At 43.5% G+C, this 22,939-nt stretch carries 18 protein-coding genes and 1 pseudogene; 11 read left to right on the forward strand and 8 right to left on the reverse strand.

Features of this window, described 5'->3' with window-relative positions:
- Positions 1-67: 67 nt before the first annotated feature.
- Together G337_RS0110370 and queF are read right to left on the reverse strand one after the other, a co-directional pair.
- On the reverse strand, positions 68-2,308 hold the full coding sequence (locus G337_RS0110370; RefSeq protein WP_028863827.1) for a tetratricopeptide repeat protein: 2,241 nt from the start codon (positions 2,306-2,308) through the stop codon (positions 68-70).
- A 12-nt stretch (positions 2,309-2,320) separates the two neighbouring features.
- Complete coding sequence (gene queF / locus G337_RS0110375) at positions 2,321-3,178, reverse strand: NADPH-dependent 7-cyano-7-deazaguanine reductase QueF (RefSeq protein ID WP_028863828.1); 858 nt, start codon at positions 3,176-3,178, stop codon at positions 2,321-2,323.
- Between the two features lie 92 nt (positions 3,179-3,270).
- On the opposite strand from queF, the gene syd reads away from it, so the two are divergent.
- From syd to G337_RS0110390, 3 genes are all read left to right on the forward strand, one after another.
- Positions 3,271-3,825, forward strand: a complete 555-nt coding sequence (gene syd, locus G337_RS0110380; protein WP_028863829.1) for a SecY-interacting protein — start codon at positions 3,271-3,273, stop codon at positions 3,823-3,825.
- A gap of 93 nt (positions 3,826-3,918) precedes the next feature.
- Positions 3,919-4,182: a ubiquinone biosynthesis accessory factor UbiK gene (ubiK, locus tag G337_RS0110385; RefSeq protein ID WP_028863830.1), complete on the forward strand. Its 264-nt coding sequence runs from the start codon at positions 3,919-3,921 to the stop codon at positions 4,180-4,182.
- Between the two features lies 1 nt (position 4,183).
- Complete coding sequence (locus tag G337_RS0110390) at positions 4,184-4,567, forward strand: DUF2750 domain-containing protein (RefSeq protein WP_028863831.1); 384 nt, start codon at positions 4,184-4,186, stop codon at positions 4,565-4,567.
- An 86-nt stretch (positions 4,568-4,653) separates the two neighbouring features.
- Here the strand turns inward: G337_RS0110390 and rraB are convergent, their stop codons facing one another.
- From rraB to hemL, 5 genes are all read right to left on the reverse strand, one after another.
- Positions 4,654-4,989 carry a ribonuclease E inhibitor RraB gene (gene rraB, locus G337_RS0110395; RefSeq protein WP_211235800.1) on the reverse strand — a complete coding sequence of 112 codons (336 nt, stop codon included), beginning with the start codon at positions 4,987-4,989 and terminating at the stop codon, positions 4,654-4,656.
- A 57-nt stretch (positions 4,990-5,046) separates the two neighbouring features.
- Entirely contained in the window at positions 5,047-5,790 is a 744-nt protein-coding gene (locus G337_RS0110400) for a 1-acylglycerol-3-phosphate O-acyltransferase (protein WP_028863833.1), read from the reverse strand.
- 15 nt (positions 5,791-5,805) lie between these two features.
- Positions 5,806-8,073: a DNA topoisomerase IV subunit A gene (parC, locus tag G337_RS0110405; protein WP_028863834.1), complete on the reverse strand. Its 2,268-nt coding sequence runs from the start codon at positions 8,071-8,073 to the stop codon at positions 5,806-5,808.
- Between the two features lie 199 nt (positions 8,074-8,272).
- Positions 8,273-9,661, reverse strand: coding sequence for an SLC13 family permease (locus tag G337_RS0110410; RefSeq protein WP_028863835.1), 1,389 nt, complete (start codon positions 9,659-9,661; stop codon positions 8,273-8,275).
- Between the two features lie 432 nt (positions 9,662-10,093).
- Complete coding sequence (gene hemL / locus G337_RS0110415) at positions 10,094-11,371, reverse strand: glutamate-1-semialdehyde 2,1-aminomutase (protein ID WP_028863836.1); 1,278 nt, start codon at positions 11,369-11,371, stop codon at positions 10,094-10,096.
- A 220-nt stretch (positions 11,372-11,591) separates the two neighbouring features.
- On the opposite strand from hemL, the gene clcA reads away from it, so the two are divergent.
- The 7 genes and pseudogenes from clcA to G337_RS0110450 all read left to right on the forward strand — a co-directional run bounded on the left by clcA (position 11,592) and on the right by G337_RS0110450 (position 20,165).
- Positions 11,592-13,004, forward strand: coding sequence for a H(+)/Cl(-) exchange transporter ClcA (gene clcA / locus G337_RS0110420; protein WP_028863837.1), 1,413 nt, complete (start codon positions 11,592-11,594; stop codon positions 13,002-13,004).
- A gap of 115 nt (positions 13,005-13,119) precedes the next feature.
- Positions 13,120-13,386: a hypothetical protein gene (locus G337_RS27685; RefSeq protein ID WP_051303141.1), complete on the forward strand. Its 267-nt coding sequence runs from the start codon at positions 13,120-13,122 to the stop codon at positions 13,384-13,386.
- A 123-nt stretch (positions 13,387-13,509) separates the two neighbouring features.
- Positions 13,510-13,974, forward strand: a pseudogene (locus G337_RS27690) (DUF6776 family protein); the annotation flags it as partial.
- Between the two features lie 100 nt (positions 13,975-14,074).
- The gene (gene erpA, locus G337_RS0110430; protein ID WP_028863838.1) at positions 14,075-14,425 is read left to right on the forward strand and encodes an iron-sulfur cluster insertion protein ErpA; all 351 of its coding nucleotides are present in this window, start codon (positions 14,075-14,077) and stop codon (positions 14,423-14,425) included.
- Positions 14,426-14,592: 167 nt separating this feature from the next.
- Positions 14,593-15,672, forward strand: a complete 1,080-nt coding sequence (locus G337_RS0110435) for an efflux RND transporter periplasmic adaptor subunit (protein WP_028863839.1) — start codon at positions 14,593-14,595, stop codon at positions 15,670-15,672.
- A gap of 64 nt (positions 15,673-15,736) precedes the next feature.
- The gene (locus tag G337_RS0110440) at positions 15,737-18,883 is read left to right on the forward strand and encodes an efflux RND transporter permease subunit (RefSeq protein ID WP_028863840.1); all 3,147 of its coding nucleotides are present in this window, start codon (positions 15,737-15,739) and stop codon (positions 18,881-18,883) included.
- A gap of 658 nt (positions 18,884-19,541) precedes the next feature.
- Positions 19,542-20,165 carry a trimeric intracellular cation channel family protein gene (locus G337_RS0110450; protein WP_028863842.1) on the forward strand — a complete coding sequence of 208 codons (624 nt, stop codon included), beginning with the start codon at positions 19,542-19,544 and terminating at the stop codon, positions 20,163-20,165.
- A 38-nt stretch (positions 20,166-20,203) separates the two neighbouring features.
- On the opposite strand, the gene G337_RS0110455 is transcribed toward G337_RS0110450, so the two are convergent.
- A complete protein-coding gene (locus G337_RS0110455; RefSeq protein WP_028863843.1) occupies positions 20,204-20,596 on the reverse strand; it encodes a rhodanese-like domain-containing protein in 393 nt (130 codons plus the stop codon).
- Positions 20,597-20,844: 248 nt separating this feature from the next.
- Between G337_RS0110455 and glgX the strand changes: the two genes are divergently transcribed.
- Positions 20,845-22,896 (forward strand): glycogen debranching protein GlgX, encoded by a 2,052-nt coding sequence (gene glgX, locus G337_RS0110460; RefSeq protein ID WP_028863844.1) that lies wholly within the window; start codon positions 20,845-20,847, stop codon positions 22,894-22,896.
- The last annotated feature ends 43 nt before the right edge of the window (positions 22,897-22,939 follow it).

Below are 22,939 nucleotides of genomic sequence, written 5' to 3' on the forward strand. Positions count from 1 at the left end.
GCTATGAATTATTATTAACTTTAGCAGGGAGTGCAAGTCTGCCTTTGAAAATATCATAAAAAATGGGTTACTTATCGAGTTCTGGCCATTTAATTATATGATCATTGTGGCTGCTGTTAATTTTGACTATGCCCTTTTTGATAGCAGTCTGGCCTAACAGCCACAAATCACCGTCAAAAAATGCAGGCTGCAGATTATCGATTGCGTACAGCTCAACCCAGCTGCTTTGTTTCTTAGACTCGCGAATCTGACTTGCCCCGAAAAGCGCTAAGCTGCTTAAATTTAAAATGCGGGTCGGGTTGATGGCGCGGCTGGCATTATTTAAGAACGGGAATGCCACCAGGCCGATAGAAATAGACTTCTGCAGATTATGTCTTTCTGTAAAAGAGTTGAAAAACTGTTCTATTTTCTGTGCAAACCGGGCCGCGTTGTGATGGATTTTCTGTTCGCTGACAAAGAGTATCTGGTTATCCCTGATTTGGAAAATTCCCACGCTGCTGCCGAAATATATCTGCAGTGCTTCACCGAGTTTCTGTTCAATTTTATCAGCGGCCAGGATACCGAACAGCTCATTTAAACCGCTTAAAAACGGTACATTTACCAAAGCATAAAAGAGCGGATCACCGCGGTAAAAGTAATTGAAGTGGTTGCTGTCAGTCTGTTGCGACGGCAGTTTGGTACGAAGGTGACATGCCAGTTTCTGCCGCGACAGGGTATTCTGTTCTTTGAGTTTTTTATTCTTAATTAAAGTATAAAAAAGTGCACATGCAGCCAGGGTAAACAGTGCAAACAAGCTGTATGTAAAGGCCTGAAAACGGTTGCTGCTTTTCTGCAGTTCGCTGTTTATATTTTCTAACTGCTGCTGCTGCTGTGTTTGTTCAAACAGCTGCAGCTGCTCTGTGATCTGCAGCTGCTGTAATCTGAATAAGCGTTCTTTTATGCGGTTCTGCAGTGAATGGAAATTTTTAAAGTGCAGAATAGCCTGTTCATGATTACCGGTTATCTCATAACTTAATGCCAGCATTTCAAAGGCTTTTACACGTAGAGAGTGATACTTTTCAGTTGACAGATATAATACCTTTTCCAGCTGTAAAATAGCTAATGCAGGATCATCATTGACAATGTTTAACTGCGCGAGCATAAGCAGGCTTTCTATCTGCTGCCGGGGTTTATTCAGCTGGGTAAAGTGGTAGCGGGCATTTTGTAAATATTTTTGTGCTAATTCTAAGTCTTTCTTTCTGGTCTGTTCATTATTACTGGTTGCGTAGGTCTGCCCTAACTCAAGAAAAACATGTGCGAGTAAATCACTTTTACTTTTGTTCTGAACTAACTCCAGCGCATTAAACAGGTAGATTAAAGCCTGATTATTTTCTTTGTTCTTACGTTTTAAAATGGCTATCTGGATTAAGCTGTCCGCCTGTTTTATGGTGTTTTTGGTGGTCATATACAGCTCAACACGCTGACTGGCAAAATCGATGGCTCTGCTGAATCTGTGTTTCTGTTGATACATATCCGCAATGCGGCTTTTTACTTCTCCGCTTAACTTTGTAAAGCCTTGTTTATCAGAGAGTTTATTAGCAGACATTAAATATGAAATTGCCAGGCGCTGCTGATTGATCTGTTCATAATAAATACCGTAATAATATGCCAGCCAGGCCTGCAGCCTATTATTCGGATTAGTTTTTAATAATTCTTTGGCTTTTTCCAGAGCAATATTAGCGTCGCGATACTGGTTGTTTTCTATAGATAATTTACTGATTGTAAACAGCAGGTTAATGGACAGAGCTGTTGAGCCGTTAAAAGGTGACTGCTGAATTTTCTGCAGTGCTTCGTGCAGTGCCGCCAGTAAGTATTGATTATTAAACTGCGGTCGTTCTTCCTGTGGGACTTCAAGAGCCAGGATATTTAATGTTCGTATATGCGCAGTGAATACATTTGATTTGCGGAGCAGGGGAGTTAATAACTGCAGGGCCTGTGGGTACTCTTCAATCTGGGCATAGCAGTATGCCATTAACTGGGTTGGAAAAACGTAGTTTATCTGTGCCGTGCTGCTTTTCTGCACATCAGTTTCCGTCAGTCCTTCAGGTAAATCCAGAGCGCCGGCCGGGTTTTTATCCGAATTTTTTACTTTGAGGTAGAGGCTGGTTTTTTCGATGCAGTAATTCGGTGCGCTGAAACGTGCTTGAAAAGCGTCTTTCAGCGATACGGGAACTTTTGCATTACTCAGCTGCTGTGCGAAACCTGCATGACTGAGCAGCACGGCTGCAGATATTAGAGCCGTGCGAATGTATAAACCAATATATTTCATAAAATCCGGTTGTTACTGTCGAAGCAGGCGAACATTATTAATAGTGTCACTTTCTTGTGTTGCGCGCAGCGGGTTGATATCTAAACCGCCTCGGCGAGTATAACGTGCGTATACAGAAAGCGAATCAATTTGTGCGAATTTCATGAGGTCACAATAGATTCGTTCTACACACTGCTCATGAAATTCATTATGCTGGCGGAAGGAGATGAGATAGCGCAGCAGTTTTTCTCTGTCTAATTTTTTACCTGTATAGCTGATTTCAACACTTCCCCAGTCCGGCTGACTGGTAATTAAACAGTTCGATTTTAACAGGTGTGAATATAAGGTTTCTGTGACTGTTTCTGTCGAACTGATATCCTGCAGGTAGCTGGTGGTAAGCTGATAGTTATCAATTTCGATGTCCAGATCATCAATACAGTGACCATTAAAAGTGCCCAGTCTATCGGCAAACTGATCTAAGCTGCCGTTCAGCTCGACACAAACCGTTTTGTTTGCACATTTAGAAAGGTCTGCCGCTAATACTTTCTGTACTTCATCTAGTGAGGTAAATTTAGTCTGATTAAAACTGTTTAAATATAATTTAAATGACTTTGATTCGATTAAATTGTCACTGTCGTACGGAACTTTCACTACACCGGTAGCAGCAACCGGTTTTCCTTTGCTGTTTAACCAGGAAAGTTCGTAAATATTCCATAAATCAAAACCGACAAAAGGCAGGTTATCGGCACTAAGCTGTAATTCATTGCGGTTTAGACTGCGCGGAACACCTTGAAGTAATGTGCCGTCGTATACACTTTTGTATTCAGTTTTTTGACCAAGAGAAAGGTTTTTAAGTGCATCATCCTGATCGTAGAGTGGTTTATTATTCATATTTTTAACTTTTCATTTTATTTAAACAAGACAAGTGGTTTTGAGTCAGTACAATATAACTATTGTAACCAAACTATAGAAATATTCGAGCAATGAATCATACTACTGAAACACAATTATTCGATCTTTTGGCACGCCATCAGGCGCTCTGGCAGGAAAAAAAACAGTCATTACCGCAGCAGAACTTTGATCCTGAATGGATTTCACCCTGTCAGGTCGGTGAAGTGCAGGGGGGGAAAATTGAGTGGAGTGCATTAAAGCGTTCGGACGCTGTTGATCTTAGTAATATTGAACAGGCATTAGAAATAAAGCTGCACTCGAGTATTGTTGACTTGTTCTGCTCCGCCTACAGCGACTGTTTGCCCTGTATGTTTCAGGATCATCCTATTGAGTTGATCCAGGTCTGGAATGAGGATGACTTTAAACTGCTGCAGGAGAATATGATTGCACACTTTATGATGCAGAAACGCTTAAACAAACCTGCTTCTATGTTTATTGCCAGCTGCAGTGATGAGATGCAGATTGTTTCGATATTAAATGAAACGGGGCAGGTACAGTTAGAAACTCTAGGTAAGGGGCAGGAAGCCGTTTTAGCGGAAAACGTAGCTGATTTCTTAACGCAGCTGCAGCCGGTTATTGTGGAGTAATTTTTCCCTGCCGGCAGTTAATAACTTTTTTTTAACATAGAAATTAACCCGCGGCAGGTTTACAATAGCCCATCAAATTTAAGGAGCCTAATCATGTTTAACCCTCAAAAACTAGAAGAGATCGCCAAACAGATCAGTGAGGCGATGCCGGCTGGTGTTAAAAGCTTCGGTGAAGAAGCGGATCGTAAAATCAAGCAAATATTACAGGCGAAGCTGGGTAAACTGGATATGGTCAGCCGCGAAGAGTTTGATGTGCAGACACATGTACTGCTGCGGACGCGTGAGAAATTAGCTGAAATGGAAGCTAAGTTCGCTGAACTTGAAAAGAAATTAGATCAAAAGAGTATTGAGAAATAATATGAAAGAACAGTATTTAAAAAATGCGGAAATGTTTGTTGAACAGGCTGTTAAACAAGATGAACTGTTTGGCCTGTTTGATGAGAATGAAGGCTGGGCAAACTGTCATGCCCACGATAATAAAGATGCCGCCGCAGTATATCTTTTCTGGTCTGAGCCTGCACTGGCAAAAAAACTGCAGAATGAAGAGTGGACTAATTATAAAGTTGAAGCGATTTCGCTTTCTGTGTTTTTAGAATCCTGGTTAGACGGTATGCAGAAAGAGCATGTTTTTGCCGGTGTTAACTGGGATGAGAATTTATACGGTTTAGAGATTGAAGCTATGGTATTAAAGAATTCTTTAATCGAAAAAACTCAGGAATTAAGCAGACAGGATTCTGAATAGTTTTATTTAATAAACAATAAACAGCCTCTATAAAAAAGCCCGCTAAGTAAATTTAGCGGGCTTTTTGTTTGTGCATATAAATGTGTTTACTCTTCCGGGTAAGTGCCCCAGCCGTCGTAATCAATAGAAAAAGAGTGCGCTAATGTAAGCAGTTTTTCCACATCTTCCATAATGGCTTCTTCATCTAAATTCATTTCGATAACCACATCAAAACTGAGAATAATTGAGCCGTCTTCAAGCTCTAACTCTTCCGGGTCGGTTACTTCGTAGCCTTTTTTAAAGCAGGCTACAGCAGCTTTTTCTAAGACATCAAAATCACCGCAGGAAAGGTGATGTTCAATCATATAAACGGCATCCGGATTACTGCCGTCTTCTAAGATTGCTTCAACGATTTCTTCTGTTTCTTCACGAAACTCTTCTATTAACTCTTTTAAATCTACTGTTTGTTCCATTATTTATTCCTATTCAGCAAAGCAGTATTAACCGCAGCAGTCAGTATTGTTATCAGGGCGTTTTGCTTCTTTATTCAGCTGGTCGTATTTTTCCAGCATTATCGCATAAGAGTCGTTCATTAAGCGGCGGATTTCACGCTTTTTATATAAAGTAATATCAATCGGTTCGAGCATTTCTACAATCACCTCACCGTTATCCCAGCGGTTTAGTTTTACCTGCCCATGGGTGTCTGAAACAACTACAGGTACAACATTCACTCCCGCCTGTAATGCGGTATGAAATGCGCCCATTTTAAAGGGCATTAATCCACGCCCGCGGCTGCGTGTGCCTTCCGGAAAAATCCATACACCGATATTTTTTGAACGCATCTGTTCAGCTACATCGGTAATGGTATTTTTGGATTTACTTTTATTATCACGGTCAATAAGAATATTACCGGTTAACCAGTAAATAATGCCGAAGAAAGGTATCCACACTAAACTTTTCTTACCGATTGTTACTGAGCCTGGCTGTACCGATGCCGTTGTTGTTACCATATCGTAGTTATTCTGATGGTTGGCAATATATACAACCGAGCCGTTATCTTTAGCACCTTCCGGAATACGTACGGTAACCTTTAAACCTAAAATACGCGACATTTTGCTGAACAGCATAGCAAAATGGTAAGTGTTTTTCGGGTTGCGCGGGCTGAGCAGGCAGTAAAAAATAGAATACACACTCATCAGAATAACGCTGGCAATCACTAAGACTGCACGAATAATAAATAACATAATGTTAAGTTCTCTTTAGTTTTCTTGTTCTGGAACGATCACTTCAACTTTATCAACACGCTGCAGTCCGCGCGGCAGCTTGTTACCGCGGCGGCCTCGTTCAGCCTGATAATGTGCTAAATCACTCGCTTTTAAAGTTAATTTACGCTTACCTGCATGCAGTGTTACAGAGGCTGCCGCCGGCACAATGCGCAGCATAGTAACAAACTCTTCACGTTTAGTCGCTTTTGCCGACATTATGTTGATCATTTTATTACCCTTACCTTTGCTCAGGTTAGGTAAACTGTTCACTGGGAAGAGCAGCATGCGCCCTTCGTTGCTGATGGTTAAGCATAAGTCGTCATCGCTTTCGCTGACTTTCTGCGGCGCCATTAACTGCGCATTTTCAGTAAGATTGATCAGTGCCTTACCATTTTTATTACGGCTGTTTATATCACTGAATTTAGCAATAAAGCCGTAACCATGGTCACTGCTGATAATATACTTGTCATTATCTTCGCCCATCAGTGCACAGACAAAAGGTACGTTTTCATTCTGATTAAAGCGGCCGGTTAAAGGCTCTCCTTGAGAACGGGCTGACGGCAGTGAATGCGCGTCTAATGAATAAGCGCGCCCGGAACTGTCGATAAAGATACAGCTCTGATTACTTCTGCCCTGTGTACTGGTGAGGTATTCATCCCCGGCTTTGTAGCTTAATGCCTGTGCGTCAATATCATGCCCCTTGGCTGAGCGAACCCAGCCCTGGCTGGACAATACTATGGTGACGGCTTCACTGGGCATCAGCTCTTTTTCGGTTAAGGCTTTTGCTTCAATGCGCTCGATCAGCGGTGAGCGGCGGTCATCTCCATACTTTTCTGCATCAGCTTTGAGTTCTTTTTTCACCAGTGTTTTTAAACGTCGTTCTGAGCCTAATAACAGTTCTAGTTTTTTCTGCTCGGCGCTTAACTCATCCATTTCGCCGCGGATCTGAATCTCTTCTAACTTAGCTAACTGGCGCAGTTTAATTTCTAAAATTGCATGTGCCTGTATATCTGAGAGTCCGAAACGCGACATAAGCTCTGCTTTAGCATTGTCATAGGTACGGATAATCTCGATAACTTCATCGATATTAAGGTAGGCTGCTAGCAGGCCTTCTAATATATGCAGACGAGCTAAAATTTTATCCAGGCGGAACTGTAAGCGGCGGCGCACCGTATCAGTACGGTAAATTAACCATTCATTTAATATCTTAACTAAACCTTTTACCTGCGGACGTTTATCTAAGCCGAGCATATTAAGGTTAACTTTATGGTTTACTTCTAAATCGGTGGAAGCAAACAGGTGATGCATTAAGGCTTCAATATCAATACGGTTGGAGCGCGGCACAATAACCAGACGGGTTGGGTTGTCACGATCTGATTCATCGCGTAAATCAGCAACCATAGGCAGTTTTTTATCCTGCATCTGTTTGGCGATTTCTCTCAGTATTTTACCTCCGGAAACACGGTGAGGCAGCGCATTGATAACGATTTCACCGTTTTCAATCTGATATACCGCACGGCTCTTAAAACTGCCGCGTCCGGTTTCATAAATCTTTTTAATTTCACGGTTCGGCGTGATGATTTCAGCTTCCGTCGGATAGTCCGGGCCCTGCACAAATTCCATTAAATCATTAAGCCCTGCTTTCGGGTTGTCCAGCAGATGGATACAGGCATTGGCCACTTCGCGGGCATTATGCGGCGGAATATCCGTGGCCATACCAACGGCAATACCAGTAATGCCGTTTAATAAAATATGCGGTAAACGTGCCGGTAACAGCTCCGGTTCTTTGATGGTGCCGTCAAAGTTAGGTTTCCAGTCGATGGTGCCCTGGCCGATTTCAGAAAGTAATAATTCTGAAAAGGGTGATAAACGGGATTCGGTATAACGCATAGCGGCGAATGATTTCGGATCGTCCGGTGCCCCCCAGTTACCCTGACCGTCAATTAACGGGTAGCGGTAGGAGAAGGGCTGCGCCATTAACACCATAGCTTCATAACAGGCACTGTCGCCGTGCGGATGATATTTACCTAATACATCACCAACTGTACGGGCTGATTTTTTGTGTTTGGATAATGCGGATAAACCAAGTTCTGACATTGCATAAACAATACGGCGCTGTACGGGTTTCAGACCATCACTAATATGCGGCAGAGCGCGGTCCATGATGACATACATGGAATAGTTGAGGTAAGCGTCTTCGGTAAATTTAGCCAGAGGAAGTTGTTCTACGCCCTCTAAGCTTAAATCTAGTACATCACTCATGTTTAATGACCTTGTTTATCTTATGATAGAAAAGGAGGGAGTATAACGTAATTAACGAGTTACGAAAAATTGCGAAATCAATTTTGAGGGGGATATATGCCTAATCAGCCGGAATATGCTGAAATCTTTATATTCCGGCTGTTTTTATCAAAAGCTCAGCATTTTCAGCATGCGGCTGAGCTCTCTGAGGAAGTTTTATTTAAGCCCAGAATACCCAGGAAAACAGCGTTAACACTGCAATACAGGAAAGATTCAGGTAAATACCGATGCGCATCATCTCTGACTGTTTAATATGACCGCTGGCAAATACAATCGCATTCGGCGGCGTAGCAACGGGCAGCATAAAGGCGCATGATGCACTGATACCGATAACGACCGATAAAACAATCGGCGAGACACCGAGTACTTCAGCCACACTGGCAAATACCGGAATAAGCAGAGCCGCACTTGCTGTATTACTGGCAAATTCAGTTAAAAATACCACAAAAGCAACCACAGCCAGGATAGTCAGCAGTATGCCGACGTGTGATAAAATTACGCTGAGACTTTCAGCCAGGAAGATACTGGTACCTGTCACTTTTAATATATTACTTAAGCAGATACCGCCGCCGAATAACAGCAGTACGCCCCAGTCTGTGGTTTTTTCAATATCTTTCCAATGAACGACCCGGGCAAAACTGACCAGCACAATTGCCAGCAGGGCAACTAAAGTGTCAAATTTGGCTAATCCGCCGAGCATCTTATTAATCGGCACACTGAATATCCATAAAAATACGGTTAAAGCGAAAATAGCCAGCGTGACGATTTTACCTTTATCCCACTTAATCGGCTCATGGTTTAACTCAAAGACTTCATTTAGGTTTGGTTTTAATAACAGGTAGAGTATGCTGACTGCCATCGGCAGCAGTATCAAAGTAACCGGTACGCCGAAAGCCATCCATTCGGTAAAGCTTAAGTTTGATTCTGCCGCTGCAATTGCATTCGGCGGGCTGCCGACTATGGTTGCAATGCCGCCGATACTGGCGCAGTAGGCGATGCCTAATAATACAAACACATAGGTATTGTGGCCGGTTTTGGCGTTGACCTTGCTTAAAATACCCAGGATCAGCGGCAGCATCATTGCAGTTGTTGCTGTATTACTGATCCACATGGAAAGACCTGCTGTTACGCCGAACAACATAAATACCGCAGCACTCATCCGTCCCCTGGCTAATACCAGCACCTGATCGGCTATCACCTTATCCAGCTCCTGGCGGTGCAGTGCGGCCGCCAGTGCAAAACCGCCTAAAAATAAAAATATAATCGGGTTAGAAAAGCTGGAAAGTGCAGCCTGGGTATCAAATACTCCGGATACAACGGCTAATATAGGGATGAAAAGAGCAGTAATACTGACGTGCATCGCTTCTGTTAACCATAATATAGCGATAAATAAAAGTATGCACAGGCCCATTACCACCTCTTTTTCAAAAGGTAAATAACGATATAAAAGAGCAAACAAAATAATATCGCAGAGAATGATAATACTGTTTCTATTAACCAGCCATTCGGTTGTATTGGTAGGTAGAGGTGCGGTCTTGTTAAGGGGCATAATTAACTCCATTCGAGAGAAAAATAATACAGCTTTTTTTAATTAGTTTTTTATTTTTACAGAGCCGCCGGTATTAATTGAAATTGATTATTTCAGCGCTCTCAGCTTCGGCGAATTTCTTTCCGCGCAGGGCTTTTTACTGTCTTTACTATTTGAGATGTAAAGGAATTGTCTGCAACCCTGTTAAAGCATAGTTGCATATAATGTTGTCAAAAAGTCAAATTGTTGTTAAAAACGTTAGATAGATCCCAATGGCTGATAAAAACTAAGATCAGGGATGATTTGTGACTAAAACAGCGAGGGCAGTATTAATTTTAAGCAGTTAGGTTGAGTAGAACTAATATGCTGCCGGGCTGACTGGACTTGGAGCTGCAGCTATAAAAAAACCACTGTTCAGTGGTTTTTTATTTATTTCGCTTAGAAAAAACAGTTTTACAGGGCTGCAAATGCTTTTTTAGCCGCTGTCAGAGTATCTTCAATATCCTGTTCGCTATGTGCCAGGGATAAAAATCCAGCCTCAAAAGCAGACGGTGCAAGATAAACTCCCTGCTCTAGCATCAAGTGGAAGAATTTTTTAAATTTATCCACATCACAGGCGCAGACCTGTGCAAAGTTAGTAACCTGACTTTCTTCAGTAAAGAAGAATCCGAACATGCCGCCCGCATAATTAACCGCTAATGCCACACCTTCTTCTTCGGCTGCTTTTTTCAGGCCGAGTGCGAGTTTTTCGGTTTTCTCTGCAAGTCGTGCATATTCTGGTGTATCCAGCGCAGTTAAAGCCGCTAGTCCCGCATGCATTGCAATCGGGTTGCCCGAGAGAGTACCGGCCTGATAAACAGGACCTGTCGGTGCTATATGCTTCATCACTTGTGCTGAGCCGCCGAACGCGCCGACCGGCATACCGCCGCCGATCACTTTACCAAGGGTGGTCAGATCCGGTTTCACATCATAATAAGCCTGTGCGCCGCCGAGCGCGACGCGGAACCCGGTCATTACTTCATCTAAAATCAGTAATGAAGCATTTTCATCACAAATCTGACGTAATCCCTGTAAAAATCCGGGGGCTGGTGGAATACAGTTCATATTACCGGCAACGGGCTCAACAATAATACAGGCGATCTGATCTTTATATTCAGCAAAAAGCTTCTCTACCGATTCAAGATCGTTATAATCTGCCGTTAAGGTATGTTTTGCAAAATCGGCGGGAATACCCGGAGAGCTCGGCTGGCCTAGGGTTAATGCGCCGGAACCGGCTTTTACTAACAGTGAGTCTGCATGACCGTGGTAGCAGCCTTCAAATTTTAATATTTTATCGCGGTTTGTATAACCGCGTGCCAGACGAATAGCACTCATGGTGGCTTCTGTTCCTGAGCTGACCATCCGCAGCTGTTCCATTGACGGAACCAGGCTTTTTACTTTTTCTGCCATCGCAATTTCAATTTCAGTGGGAGCACCAAAACTTAAACCGTTTTCAGCCGCCGCTATTACGGCCGCTTTAATATCCGGATGATTATGACCAAGAATCATCGGCCCCCAGGAGCCGACATAGTCGATATACTGCTTTTTATCTGCATCATAAATATAAGCATCCTGCGCTCTTTCAATAAACAGCGGACCGCCTCCGACACCGTTGAACGCTCGAACGGGAGAGTTAACACCACCGGGAATGATTGCTTGTGCTTGAGCGAATAGCTCGTTAGATCTGCTCATGGAAGTCCTATTAATTAACAGTTTAAGGTGAAAAGGCAATATGAAAAGCCAATATACCAGACTCTCTTGTTCGATAAACATTGCTAATTATATTTTTTATCAATGTTTTTTGAACTGTATCATGTTAATTTGACTTGTAGTTTTTGTATAATCATGGTCTTTTGTTGCCTGCCGACAAACTTCCTCTCTCTGACTGACATTAAAAGTTGTTTTTATTTGTATGAATAGAAGTATCCCATTATTTTTTCTGAGTAATTTTAAACGTTTTATCGACCGCTTTTTTACCCGTAAAAGCAGTGCGCTGCTTATCTGGTTATCGGTATTTATCGGTATCTTAGCCGGGATAATGTCGGCACTGTTTGATCACGGTATTGTCTGGGTCAGTGAGTTTCGACTGGAGTTTATAAGCAGCTACAGTGATTCGCAGGTTCCCCTGTGGCTGATTGCTGTTCCGGTTTCATCGCTAATGGCGGGACTGGCTTTTTATATTACTCATAAATTTGCGCCTGAAGCCGGCGGCAGCGGTATTCCGGAAATTGAAGGGGCGATGGAGGGCATGCGCCCGGTGCGCTGGAAGCGGGTAATTCCGGTTAAATTCTTTGGCGGTTTGTTAGCTCTAGGCAGCGGTATGGCACTGGGAAGAGAAGGGCCTTCGGTGCAGTTGGGGGCAAATGTCGGGCGAATGATTTCTGATCTTTTTAAAGTGAACAAAGTTGACAGTCAGGCTTTACTGGCAGCCGGTGCAGCCGGCGGTCTGGCGGCTGCATTTAATGCACCGCTGGCCGGTATTATGTTTGTTATCGAAGAGATGCGTTCACAGTTTAACTACAGCTTAACTTCGACTAAAAGTGTGTTTATGAGCGCCGTGATGGCGACTATAGTGATGCGCCTGATCACTGATCAGGATGCTGTGGTCAAGGTTACCTATTATTCACATCCGGACTTATTATCCTTATGGTTATACCTGCTCCTGGGGTTCTGTTTCGGGGTGATCGGTATTTTATTTAATAAAATGATCCTGGCGACTCAGGATATGTTTCTGTTTGTTCATAAAAACCAGCGCTGGCGTTTTGTTGCTGTCGGCCTGTTTTTAGGGGCCGCTTTTGGTGCTTTATCTGTGATTGAACCTGATCTGGCTTTCAGCGGTCTGTCACTTATTCCTAACGTAGAGGGCGGGCACTACCTTGCCGGCGGTTTACTGGTTATCTTCCTGTTTCGAATTCTGACCACACTGCTGAGTTTCGGTTCCGGTGCACCCGGCGGCGTTTTTGCACCGACTTTAGCTCTGGGAACACTATTCGGCATGCTGTTTGGTCTGGCCGCTCACGCGCTGTTTCCTGAGATAGTGACAGAAGCAGGCACCTTTGCTATTGCCGGTATGGGCGGGTTATTTGCCGCCACAGTACGTGCACCGATTACCGGAATTTTACTGGTTATTGAGATGACCAGTAATTATGAAATGATTTTACCCTTAATTGTAACCTGTTTAGGTGCGACTATGGTTGCTCAGTCCCTTGGCGGGCGCCCTATATATACGCAGTTATTAGAACGGACTATGAGACTGTCTATGCGTCAGAAGCGTCAGGAGCAGACACGTAAAGCTATGTTCCGTGTATCGCAGAAAGATAAATAGCAGGCTCGTACGGTGAGCTGCCGCGCGGCGTAGAAAGGTAAACAGCAGACACGTAAAGCAATGTTCCGTGTATCGCAGAAAGATAAATAGTATTTTCACTGCTTAAAGGTGTTTAATGAAACGCTTAAAAAATAGTTTTATAAAATGGCTGCTTACTGCCGTGCTGTGTTTATTACTTGGTTTTTTGCTGGGTAAGTTTAAGCAGGATATACTGCAGGGCTCTTTAAGCGCAGTGAAAATAGAACTGCAGAGCATGCAGGTTGAAAAAGTAGAGCAAGTTAAACAGATTGCGCATCTGCAGGCGCAGCGCCAGACTGATCAGCAGACTATTACATCTTTAACTCAGGAAAATAAAAAACTTAATGAAGCGTTGAGGCTGTAGAATAACTCATTTTTTATAAACTTTGGAAAATGTACGATTTTAACTTGTTGTTTTAAATGACAATAAAAACACGAGAAAGTATGTTTTTTCTGAAAATGGAGAAATTCTACAGCCTCGTTAAATGCAGTCTCAAATAAGTTGTATTTTTATGAGCGGGTACTTGCACCGGAGCTGGAAGTCTCAGGAGTAAAAGTTCACTCATTTACTGTTGTTGAAGATTTTGAAGCTGGACGCTGGGATTACGAACTGGTATTAATGCAGGCGCAGAAAGGACGGCGTTTTTTAAACGGGCGCCTGGAAATATCTTTTTCCGTTTCAGATCAGCAGGAGCTTAAACGTATTTCTTTAAAAGAATTGAGCGACAAGGTTCCGTCTGGTTTTAAGTTCAGGTATTTTCAGACAATAAAAGGTACATTTAAACTGCCGGCGAATATAACGGTTGATGAAGTTATCATCGATCTTAAGGTCAAGGGCGATCGCTGGTATAAAGCACAGCAGTTAGAACAGCGTTATGACTGGCGGGCATTAATCGAAAAAGATGCTGCTGATTTTACTGAGTTTGATAAACCTGTACCTGCTGGTAATTAATTACAGCAGCGCATATTTTGAGAATGATTTTTCTTATACTTGAACTAATTAGTCAGGTATTGGATAATATTACACTGTTTATATATTTTTAGAGGTTACCATGACATCCGAAGTCGAAATGGCATTGCCAATTTATTTTAGCGACAACGCTGCAGATAAAGTAAAGGGGCTGATAGCCGAAGAAGAAAACCCTGCATTAAAATTACGTGTTTACGTAACCGGCGGCGGTTGTTCAGGGTTCCAGTACGGCTTCACTTTTGATGAAAAGGTTAATGAAGGTGATACCCTGATTGAAAAGAACGGTGTGACTTTATTAGTCGATTCAATGAGCCTGCAGTACCTGATCGGCGGTACAGTGGATTATGTTGACGGTCTGGAAGGTTCGCGTTTTTTTGTTAATAATCCTAATGCCACAGCAACCTGCGGCTGCGGTTCGTCATTTTCTATATAACTGCCGCGCTTAATTTTGTGAAGTTTTCGTTATTATAAAGGGCTTCACAAACTTCTTTTTCTTAAAAATCCCGTCCAAATAACAGTTATTATCCTTTTAACTCGCATCAAACTTACTTTCCTATAACATAAGATATTAATTATTTTATTATTTGTTGAGGTCTGTTCATGCCTGCTCGTATCTCCAACTATTTTTTATTACGTCCCTATTGGCTGGCGATTATTATCAGTCTGCTGCTTATCTTATGGATGCTTTCCTCTCCTGAGGCAGAGCCGCTGCAGGCGGAACAACATTCAATAAAAGAGCAGATCCTGCCTAAGGTGCAGACTACCCGTTTTACACCGGAAAAAATGACCAAGTCTTTAACCTTGTATGGTAAAAGTGAAGCTAACAGCCGTGCTGTTATTCGTGCCGAAGTGGCGGGTAAAATCGTTGCGATTACCACTAAAAAAGGCCTTCGGGTTAAACGCGGTCAGGCTTTGCTTAATATTGAAAAAAATGAACTGCCGTTCCGTCTGGAGCAGGCGCAGGCATTATTAGATGAGCGTTCATTAAATTATAAAGCGGTTAAATCGTTAAATGATAAAGGTCTGCAGGGACGAGCCCGCCTGGCGGAGATGAAGAGTCTGTTACTGGCTGCCAGAACTGATGTAGAGCAGCTGCAGCTGAAACTTGCGCGCACAAAAGTCACAGCGCCGTTTTCCGGTATTCTGCAGGAGCAGTTTGCTGAAAAAGGGGATTACCTGCAGGTTGGAGATTCTGTATTCAGCCTGGAAAATATTGACCCTATTGTTATTCGCGGTGATGCTACCGAACATTATGTTAGTCAGCTGACACTCGGGCAGAGTATTTCGGCAACACTGCTGTCCGGTGAAGTAATTTCCGGGAAAATAACTTACATTGCATCGATGGCGGACAGTAAAAGCAGCACTTTCCGTATTGAAGCTGAGTTTGCCAACCCGGAATTGAAAATTTTCTCCGGTATCAGCGCAAAACTGTCAATCCCTCTTTATCCCGTTGAAGCCATTTATATTTCACCGTCGGCATTAGCCATGGACGGCGAGGGGAATCTAGGGGTTAAGTTAGTTGAGCAGGGGACCGTGGTATTTAAAGCGATAAAGCTTGTTGAAGCTGATAATAACGGCGCCTGGTTATCTGGATTTGCAGGTGAGGTAGATATTATTACGCTCGGACAGGGGTTTGTAAAACCCGGTGACCCTGTACAGGCAGTAGCTGCGGAGAAATAATCATGGCAAGGCTTGTATTAAAAGTGCGCAATTTCATGCTGGATACTGAAACGGAGAGATAATTATGCGGACGGTTATTGAAGGATCATTAATGCGCAAGCGTGCCGTATTGATGCTGCTGGCTTTTTTATTAACAGCAGGATTAGCCGCATATATCAATATTCCCAAAGAAGCGGATCCGGATGTTCCTATTCCGGTTATTTATGTTTCCGTCAGCCATGAAGGTATTTCACCCGAAGATGCCGAGCGTCTGCTGCTTCGTCCCCTGGAGCAGAAGTTACGCGGTCTTGAAGGTATCAAGGAGATGAAGTCGACAGCCAGCTCCGGGCATGCATCGGTTGTTATTGAATTTTATATTGATGTTGATATAAAAAATGCACTGATAGATGTGCGTGAAGAGGTTAACCAGGCTAAAGGCGAGCTGCCGCAGGACAGTGATGATCCGATTGTTAAACAGGTCACCCTGGCCAGTGAAAATCCGGCTGTTACTATTCTGCTGTCGGGCAGTGCACCGGAGCGCGCTTTGATTACCCTGGCCCGAAGCATGCAGGATAAACTTGAAGGTTTGGCGGAAATTTTAGAGGTCAATATCGGCGGCGACCGTGAAGATATGGTGGAGATTTTAGTTGATCCGCTGCTGATGGAAAGTTATCAGCTCAATATGACTGATATTTATAATCTTATTTCGCGTAATAACCGTCTTGTTGCCGCCGGGACTATGGATACCGGCAAAGGACGTTTTCCTATTAAGGTACCTTCGGTATTTTCAAGTGTAAAAGATGTGATGTCTATGCCGATTAAAGTCTCGGGTGATAAAGTGATTACCTTTGCTGATGTGGCAAAAATCCGCCGTACTTTCAAAGATCCATCTAGTTTTGTGCGGGTAAACGGTCTGCCGACGGTCTCATTGGAGGTGGTCAAACGTCCGGGTGAAAATATCATCCATACTGTGGATAAAGTGAAAGCACTGATCGCAGAAAATCAGACCTTCTGGCCGAATAATATTCAGGTCAGTTATGCCGGAGACAGCTCTAAAGATGTAAAAACCATGCTTAATGATCTGCAGAACAATGTATTAAGTGCCGTTCTGTTAGTGGTGATTGTGATTATTGCAATTTTAGGTATGCGCAGTGCCGCCTTGGTTGGAATTGCAATTCCAGGATCCTTTCTCACCGGGATTCTGGTGTTATGGGTATTCGGTATAACGGTAAATATTGTGGTTTTGTTTGCACTGATTATGGCTGTCGGTATGTTAGTTGACGGTGCCATTGTGGTGACTGAGTTTGCTGACCGGGAAATGAGTGCCGGCGTAAAACGGCATAAGGCGTATTTAGATGCTGCTAAACGTATGGCGTGGCCGATTATTGCCTCCACGGCAACGACCCTGGCGGCCTTTGCGCCGTTATTATTCTGGCCGGGCATTACCGGTGAGTTTATGAAGTATCTGCCGCTGACCTTAATTGCAACTTTAACAGCATCACTGCTGATGGCGCTGGTTTTTATTCCTGTTTTAGGCAGCGTTTTCGGTAAAGCTCGAGTACTGAGTAAAAGAGAAAAAAACAATGCAGTGGCTGCTGAAAAGGGGGACCTGTTTACTCTGACCGGCTTTAGCGGTTTATATGTAAGAACGCTTAACGGTGCACTTAAAAGTCCGTGGTTAGTTCTGCTGCTGGCTTCTATTATTGCCGTTTCCGGAGTGATGCTGTTTAAGAAGTCTAATTTAGGTGTGGAGTTTTTTCCTGAAGTTGAGCCTCCTGGAATCAATGTTAAAGTGCGTTCTTACGGTGATTTTTCTGTTTATGAGCAGGACGATATTATGTCTTCCATTGAACAGAAAATATTACCGCTAAGCGATGAAATCGATACCCTGTATGTAAAAACGGGAGACTCTTCCGGCGAGATTGTCGGCAGCATGCGTATTAATTTACGAGACTGGCAGGATAGACGTAGTGCCGATCAGATTATTGCTGATATTCAGGCGCGTACCGAAAATATGCCCGGCGTTGAAATTGAACTGAAAAAAGATCAGGCCGGTCCGCCGACGGGTAAAGCGCTGCAGATTGAAATTGGTTCCCGCTACCCGGAGCTGCTCCAGGCCGCTGCGGATAAGCTGCATCATGCTCTGCAGCAGAAACCTTATTTTATCAATATTGAAGACGACGGAGAAAAACCCGGGGTGGAGTGGCAGTTTAAAATTAACCGTGCAGATGCCGCCCGTTACGGCGCCGATGCTACCCTGTTAGGCAGCAGCGTGCAGTTTTTAACTAATGGACTTATGTTAGGTACTTATCGACCCGATGATGTTGATGATGAGTTAGATATTCGAGTCCGTTATCCGGAAAGTGAACGCAGTTTAAGTAAACTGGCTGAGCTGCGTTTACAAACTGCCTCCGGGCAGGTACCGGTAAGTAATTTTGTTGACTTGTCAGCTTCGCCGAAAAAGGCGGCCATTAAAAAGGTAGACGGGCGTATTGTTATGACGGTTAGTGCGGATCTGGCGCCCGATTATAATTTAAGTAAGATTTTACCTGAGCTTAAAAAAGAGTTTCCTGACTTAGGTTTAGATCCCCGTGTCAGCTTAAATATAAGAGGGCAGAATGAAGATGAACAGGAGGCCGCCGCCTTTTTAGAAAAAGCATTTGTGGTGGCACTGGCAGTTATGGCACTGATTCTACTGCTGCAGTTTAACTCTTTTTATCAGTCGTTTCTGATTTTAAGCGCGGTTATCTTTTCAACTGCCGGTGTATTTATCGGACTGTTTTTAACTCAGAGTGCTTTTGGTATTGTGATGTCCGGTATTGGAGTTATCACCCTTGCCGGCATAGTGGTTAATAACAATATCGTTTTAATTGATACTTATAATGTATTAAAAGCAAAAGGTTCGAATACTAGAGAGGCGATATTAAGAACCGGGGCGCAGCGTATTCGTCCGGTATTAATGACCACAGTAACAACCATTCTCGGGTTAATGCCGATGGTATTAAAAGTTAACCTGGATTTCTTTGCGCGCACTGTTGAGTTTGGTGCGCCGTCGACTCAGTGGTGGGCACAGCTTGCCACAGCCGTTGCCGGCGGGTTGGCATTTGCGACCCTGCTGACCCTGGTTTTAACACCTTGTCTGTTAATGATCGGAGCAAATACAAATGTCTGGTTTCGTGCGCTCCGAAGGCAAAGAGCCGCTAAAAGGGCTGAACAGCTAAGCAGCGCCTAAATAAGAACAAACGTCTGGTTTCGTGCGCTCCGAAGGCGAAGAGCCGCTAAAAGGGCTGAACAGCTAAGCAGCGCCTAAATAAATACAAACGTCTGGTTTCGTGCGTTGAGAAGGCGAAGAACTGTTAACAAGGCTGCACAGCTAAGCAGCGCCTAAATAAATACAAGCATCTGATTTCGTGCGCTCCGAAGGCGAAGAGCCGCTAAAAGGGCTGAACAGCTAAGCAGCGCCTAAATAAATACAAGCATCTGGCTTCGTGCGTTGAGAAGGCGAAGAGCCGCTAAAAGGGGTGAACAGCTAAGCAGCGCCTAAATAAATACAAACGTCTGGTTTCGTGCGCTCCGAAGGCGAAGAGCCGCTAAAAGGGCTGAACAGCTAAGCGGAGCCTGAATAAACACAACTGCCGTCTGGTTTCGTGCGTTGAGAAGGCGAAGAACTGTTAAGGAGGCTGCACAGCTAAGCGGAGCCTAAATAAACACAGCAGCTGTCTGGTTTGCGGAGCTGAAAAGTCGTAGAAAAGCACAGAAAACAGCAGATTTTGTTTCACAATAATGATCCGCCCGGCAGAGGCTGCCCGGGCGGCTTGAAGATAATCCGTATTTCCGGCACTCTGTTGCATTATCTCTTCTTTAATGTAGCGAGCTGGTGAATATTAATGCTGAATAAATTTATCTATATTTCCGATATGATCGGCACCGTTTCATGTGCGGTATCTGGTGTGTTAGTGGCCACTCGCTTACGTATGGACCCTTTTGGTATTCTGGTACTTGCCGGGGTGACGGCTATCGGAGGCGGCAGCGTTCGCGATATGCTGATGGGCGCTACGCCGGTTTTCTGGATTATTGATAATAACTATATTTATGTCATTTTAATTACCGCACTGCTGGCGGTTTTATGGCAGCATCGAATTCATCGTTTTCCCCCTTTTTTATTACCGGTTTTTGATGCATTCGGTCTGGCTGTTTTCACTGTTGTCGGGGCAGAAAAAGCCCTGGGTCTTGGTTTCAGCTGGCCGGTTGTGATTGTTATGGGCTGCATTACCGGCGTTGTCGGCGGTATGATCCGAGATATATTAGGCGGCCAGATCCCTTTTGTACTGCAGAAAGAAATTTATGCTACGGCTTCAATTTTAGGAGCGGTTTTATATGTAGTCTGCGACTATCTGCAGGCAGATACCATTACAGCGATGAGTATAGCGATACTGGGTACTTTATCACTGCGTCTTTCTGCGATGCACTGGCACCTGTCTTTACCTGTATTCACTTCGGACAGAAAAACGTAAAGTAGCTTTTCTGTCCGGACAAACAAGTATAAAGGTCGTTACTGGGGAGTGCTGATCAGCGGGTAGTTTAGTTCCTGCCACAGCAGCATATGACCGTCTAAATCACTAAGATGTTTAAAGCCTTTATTTTTTAAAATATCTGCAGCGACCTGTGCCCGTCTTCCAGAGCGGCAGTAAATCACTATTTCCTGCTCCTTATAATCCTTTATTTTCTGCATTTGATTAAGCAGCTGATCATAGGGAATATTTACTGCTCCCTGGATATGACCCTGTGTAAACTCACGTGCTGTACGCACATCAAGAAGAATAGGCGCCTGCTGTTTTTTTATCTGTTCAAGCAGCGCGCTGGGCTCAATCTGCATTACTTTTGACTGGGCAAACAGACTGCACAGTAATAAAGGAATGATTTTAATTGTGTCGCTAAGTTTCATGTTGTCCCTCATTTAAATGATTATTTAAAAAATGTTAACTGTATTAGCCGCTAATTTTAATTTGATGCGCCTATATCCGGGCAAATTTATTAATAAGTAATAGGCTTATAACTGTATCTGCAGATTGTATTGTTATATTTTCAGGTTTGACTTTATGTTCAATATTAGCTGCAGGGCCTGGTAAATTATATATTAACGGCTCTGTTGTATGAGCAGGGCCAGATTATCATGAATATTCGGAGTAAATTATGTTTTCTACTTCACACGGAAGTCCTGATAAATTAGGTGTAACTTATACTGCTCAGGGGGCAAATTTTTGTATGTATGCCCGTCTTGCCGAATCAATTGAGCTTCTCTTTTTTGACCATAAAGATGCCTTGAAACCCAGTTATACTTTTAAGCTTTCAGATGTTGATAACCGTACTGCATATTACTGGCATATTTTTATTAGTGATGTAAAACCTGGTCAGCTCTACGGTTTTCGCGTGAACGGCCCGTACCGTCCGCATTTAGGCTCAAAATTTTCGCCCGAGAAAGTTTTACTGGATCCCTATGGTTTATTAGTTGAACGTGGTGATAACTTTTCCCGCAGCGCCGCTATTGGAAAGGGCTCAAATGTTGCTAAGTGTTTAAAAAGTGTCGTTGTTGATATTGATGATTATGACTGGGAAGACGATCTACATCCGCGTCATTCTTTTGCAAGCAGTGTAATCTACGAAATGCATGTCGGTGGTTTTACCCGTCATAAGAGTTCCGGCCTTGCCAAAAATAAACGCGGCACCTATGCCGGGCTGATAGAAAAAATACCTTACCTGAAAGAACTTGGTGTTACTGCGGTTGAGTTAATGCCGGTGCATCAGTTTGATCCCAGTGAACATCATGCCGGACTGGTTAATTACTGGGGCTACAGTCCGTTGTCATTTTTCTCTGCGCATCGCGAATACAGTTCGGATAAATCGGTACTCGGCCCGGTGAATGAATTTCGCGATATGGTCAAAGCTCTGCATAAAGCCGACATTGAAGTGATTCTAGATGTGGTTTACAACCATACCGCAGAAGGCGGAGAGGGAGGGCCGAGCTTTTCACATCGAGGTTTTGACAGCAGTGTTTATTATATTTTATCGGAAGATAAACAGCACTATATGAATTTCAGCGGCTGCGGTAATACGCTTAATGGAACACATTCAGTGGTCAGGCGTATGATTATTGACAGCCTGCACTTCTGGGTGGAAAAGATGCATGTTGACGGTTTCCGTTTCGATTTAGCATCAATCTTATCCCGCGATGAGCTGGGTAAACCTATGATCAGTCCGCCGACATTATGGAGTATCGATACGGATCCTACTCTTTCGCCGGTTAAACTGATTGCGGAAGCGTGGGATGCCGGCGGCTTGTATCAGGTGGGCAGTTTAGCCGGACAGCGCTGGCGGGAGTGGAACGGTCATTTTCGTGATGATGTCAGACGCTTTGTACGCGGTGATAAAGGCATGGTCAGTAAGTTTGTTTCCCGCCTGATCGGCAGCCCGGATATTTATGGTGCACATAATTATGAGCCTGAAAAGTCGGTTAATTTTATTACCTGCCATGACGGTTTTACCCTTAATGACTTAGTCAGCTACAACAATAAACACAATCTGGCGAATGGAGAAGATAACCGTGACGGTTGCGATCATAATTTCAGCTGGAATCATGGAATTGAAGGACCGACCGATGACCCTGAGATAACGCGCTTACGTCTGCAGCAGATGAAAAATATGCTCGCAATCACCCTGATGTCATTAGGTACGCCGATGATTTTAATGGGAGATGAAGTCGGGCATTCGCAGAAAGGTAATAATAATGGTTACTGTCAGGATAATCCGGAGTTCTGGTTTGACTGGCAGAAAGTTAAAAAAAACCAGGATCTGTTCCGTTTTACTAAGGCGTTAATTGAGCAGCGGACCCTTAAGGCGAAAGATAGTAATACAGTTTATCGTTATTCTCTGCATGATATTGTTCAGAAATCTGAACTGCGCTGGCATGGTCTTAACGTTAACCAGCCTGACTGGAGTGATGCTTCTCATGCGATTGCCATGGAAAGCCGTCACCCGCATTCACCGGGTGTGACCTATGTAGTTTTTAATGCTTTCTGGAAACCTTTGACTTTTAACCTGCCTAAATCACCAAGCGGTAAATGGCTGCGTATTGTTGATACTTCTTTAACCGGCGGACTGGATATTCATATAGAGGGAGACAAGGAGCAGTGGTTCTATAGTGAATATATTGTGCAGCCTCGCTCTGTGGTAATTTTGGTTGGATAAGTGACAACTTATTGATAAAGTAAAACAAAGGGGTATGTCTGAT

This window comes from Psychromonas aquimarina ATCC BAA-1526 (assembly GCF_000428725.1).
Taxonomy (GTDB): domain Bacteria; phylum Pseudomonadota; class Gammaproteobacteria; order Enterobacterales; family Psychromonadaceae; genus Psychromonas; species Psychromonas aquimarina.

Excerpts from the sequence above, each read along its gene's own strand:
- G337_RS0110390 (WP_028863831.1), top strand. The coding sequence starts at position 4,184 with ATGAAAGAACAGTATTTAAAAAATGCGGAAATGTTTGTTGAACAGGCT.
- clcA (WP_028863837.1), top strand. The coding sequence starts at position 11,592 with ATGAATAGAAGTATCCCATTATTTTTTCTGAGTAATTTTAAACGTTTT.
- syd (WP_028863829.1), top strand. The coding sequence starts at position 3,271 with ATGAATCATACTACTGAAACACAATTATTCGATCTTTTGGCACGCCAT.
- erpA (WP_028863838.1), top strand. The coding sequence starts at position 14,075 with ATGACATCCGAAGTCGAAATGGCATTGCCAATTTATTTTAGCGACAAC.
- G337_RS0110400 (WP_028863833.1), bottom strand. The coding sequence starts at position 5,790 with ATGTTATTTATTATTCGTGCAGTCTTAGTGATTGCCAGCGTTATTCTG.
- G337_RS0110435 (WP_028863839.1), top strand. The coding sequence starts at position 14,593 with ATGCCTGCTCGTATCTCCAACTATTTTTTATTACGTCCCTATTGGCTG.
- glgX (WP_028863844.1), top strand. The coding sequence starts at position 20,845 with ATGTTTTCTACTTCACACGGAAGTCCTGATAAATTAGGTGTAACTTAT.
- G337_RS27685 (WP_051303141.1), top strand. The coding sequence starts at position 13,120 with ATGAAACGCTTAAAAAATAGTTTTATAAAATGGCTGCTTACTGCCGTG.
- queF (WP_028863828.1), bottom strand. The coding sequence starts at position 3,178 with ATGAATAATAAACCACTCTACGATCAGGATGATGCACTTAAAAACCTT.
- G337_RS0110370 (WP_028863827.1), bottom strand. The coding sequence starts at position 2,308 with ATGAAATATATTGGTTTATACATTCGCACGGCTCTAATATCTGCAGCC.
- parC (WP_028863834.1), bottom strand. The coding sequence starts at position 8,073 with ATGAGTGATGTACTAGATTTAAGCTTAGAGGGCGTAGAACAACTTCCT.
- hemL (WP_028863836.1), bottom strand. The coding sequence starts at position 11,371 with ATGAGCAGATCTAACGAGCTATTCGCTCAAGCACAAGCAATCATTCCC.
- G337_RS0110410 (WP_028863835.1), bottom strand. The coding sequence starts at position 9,661 with ATGCCCCTTAACAAGACCGCACCTCTACCTACCAATACAACCGAATGG.
- G337_RS0110455 (WP_028863843.1), bottom strand. The coding sequence starts at position 20,596 with ATGAAACTTAGCGACACAATTAAAATCATTCCTTTATTACTGTGCAGT.
- ubiK (WP_028863830.1), top strand. The coding sequence starts at position 3,919 with ATGTTTAACCCTCAAAAACTAGAAGAGATCGCCAAACAGATCAGTGAG.
- G337_RS0110440 (WP_028863840.1), top strand. The coding sequence starts at position 15,737 with ATGCGGACGGTTATTGAAGGATCATTAATGCGCAAGCGTGCCGTATTG.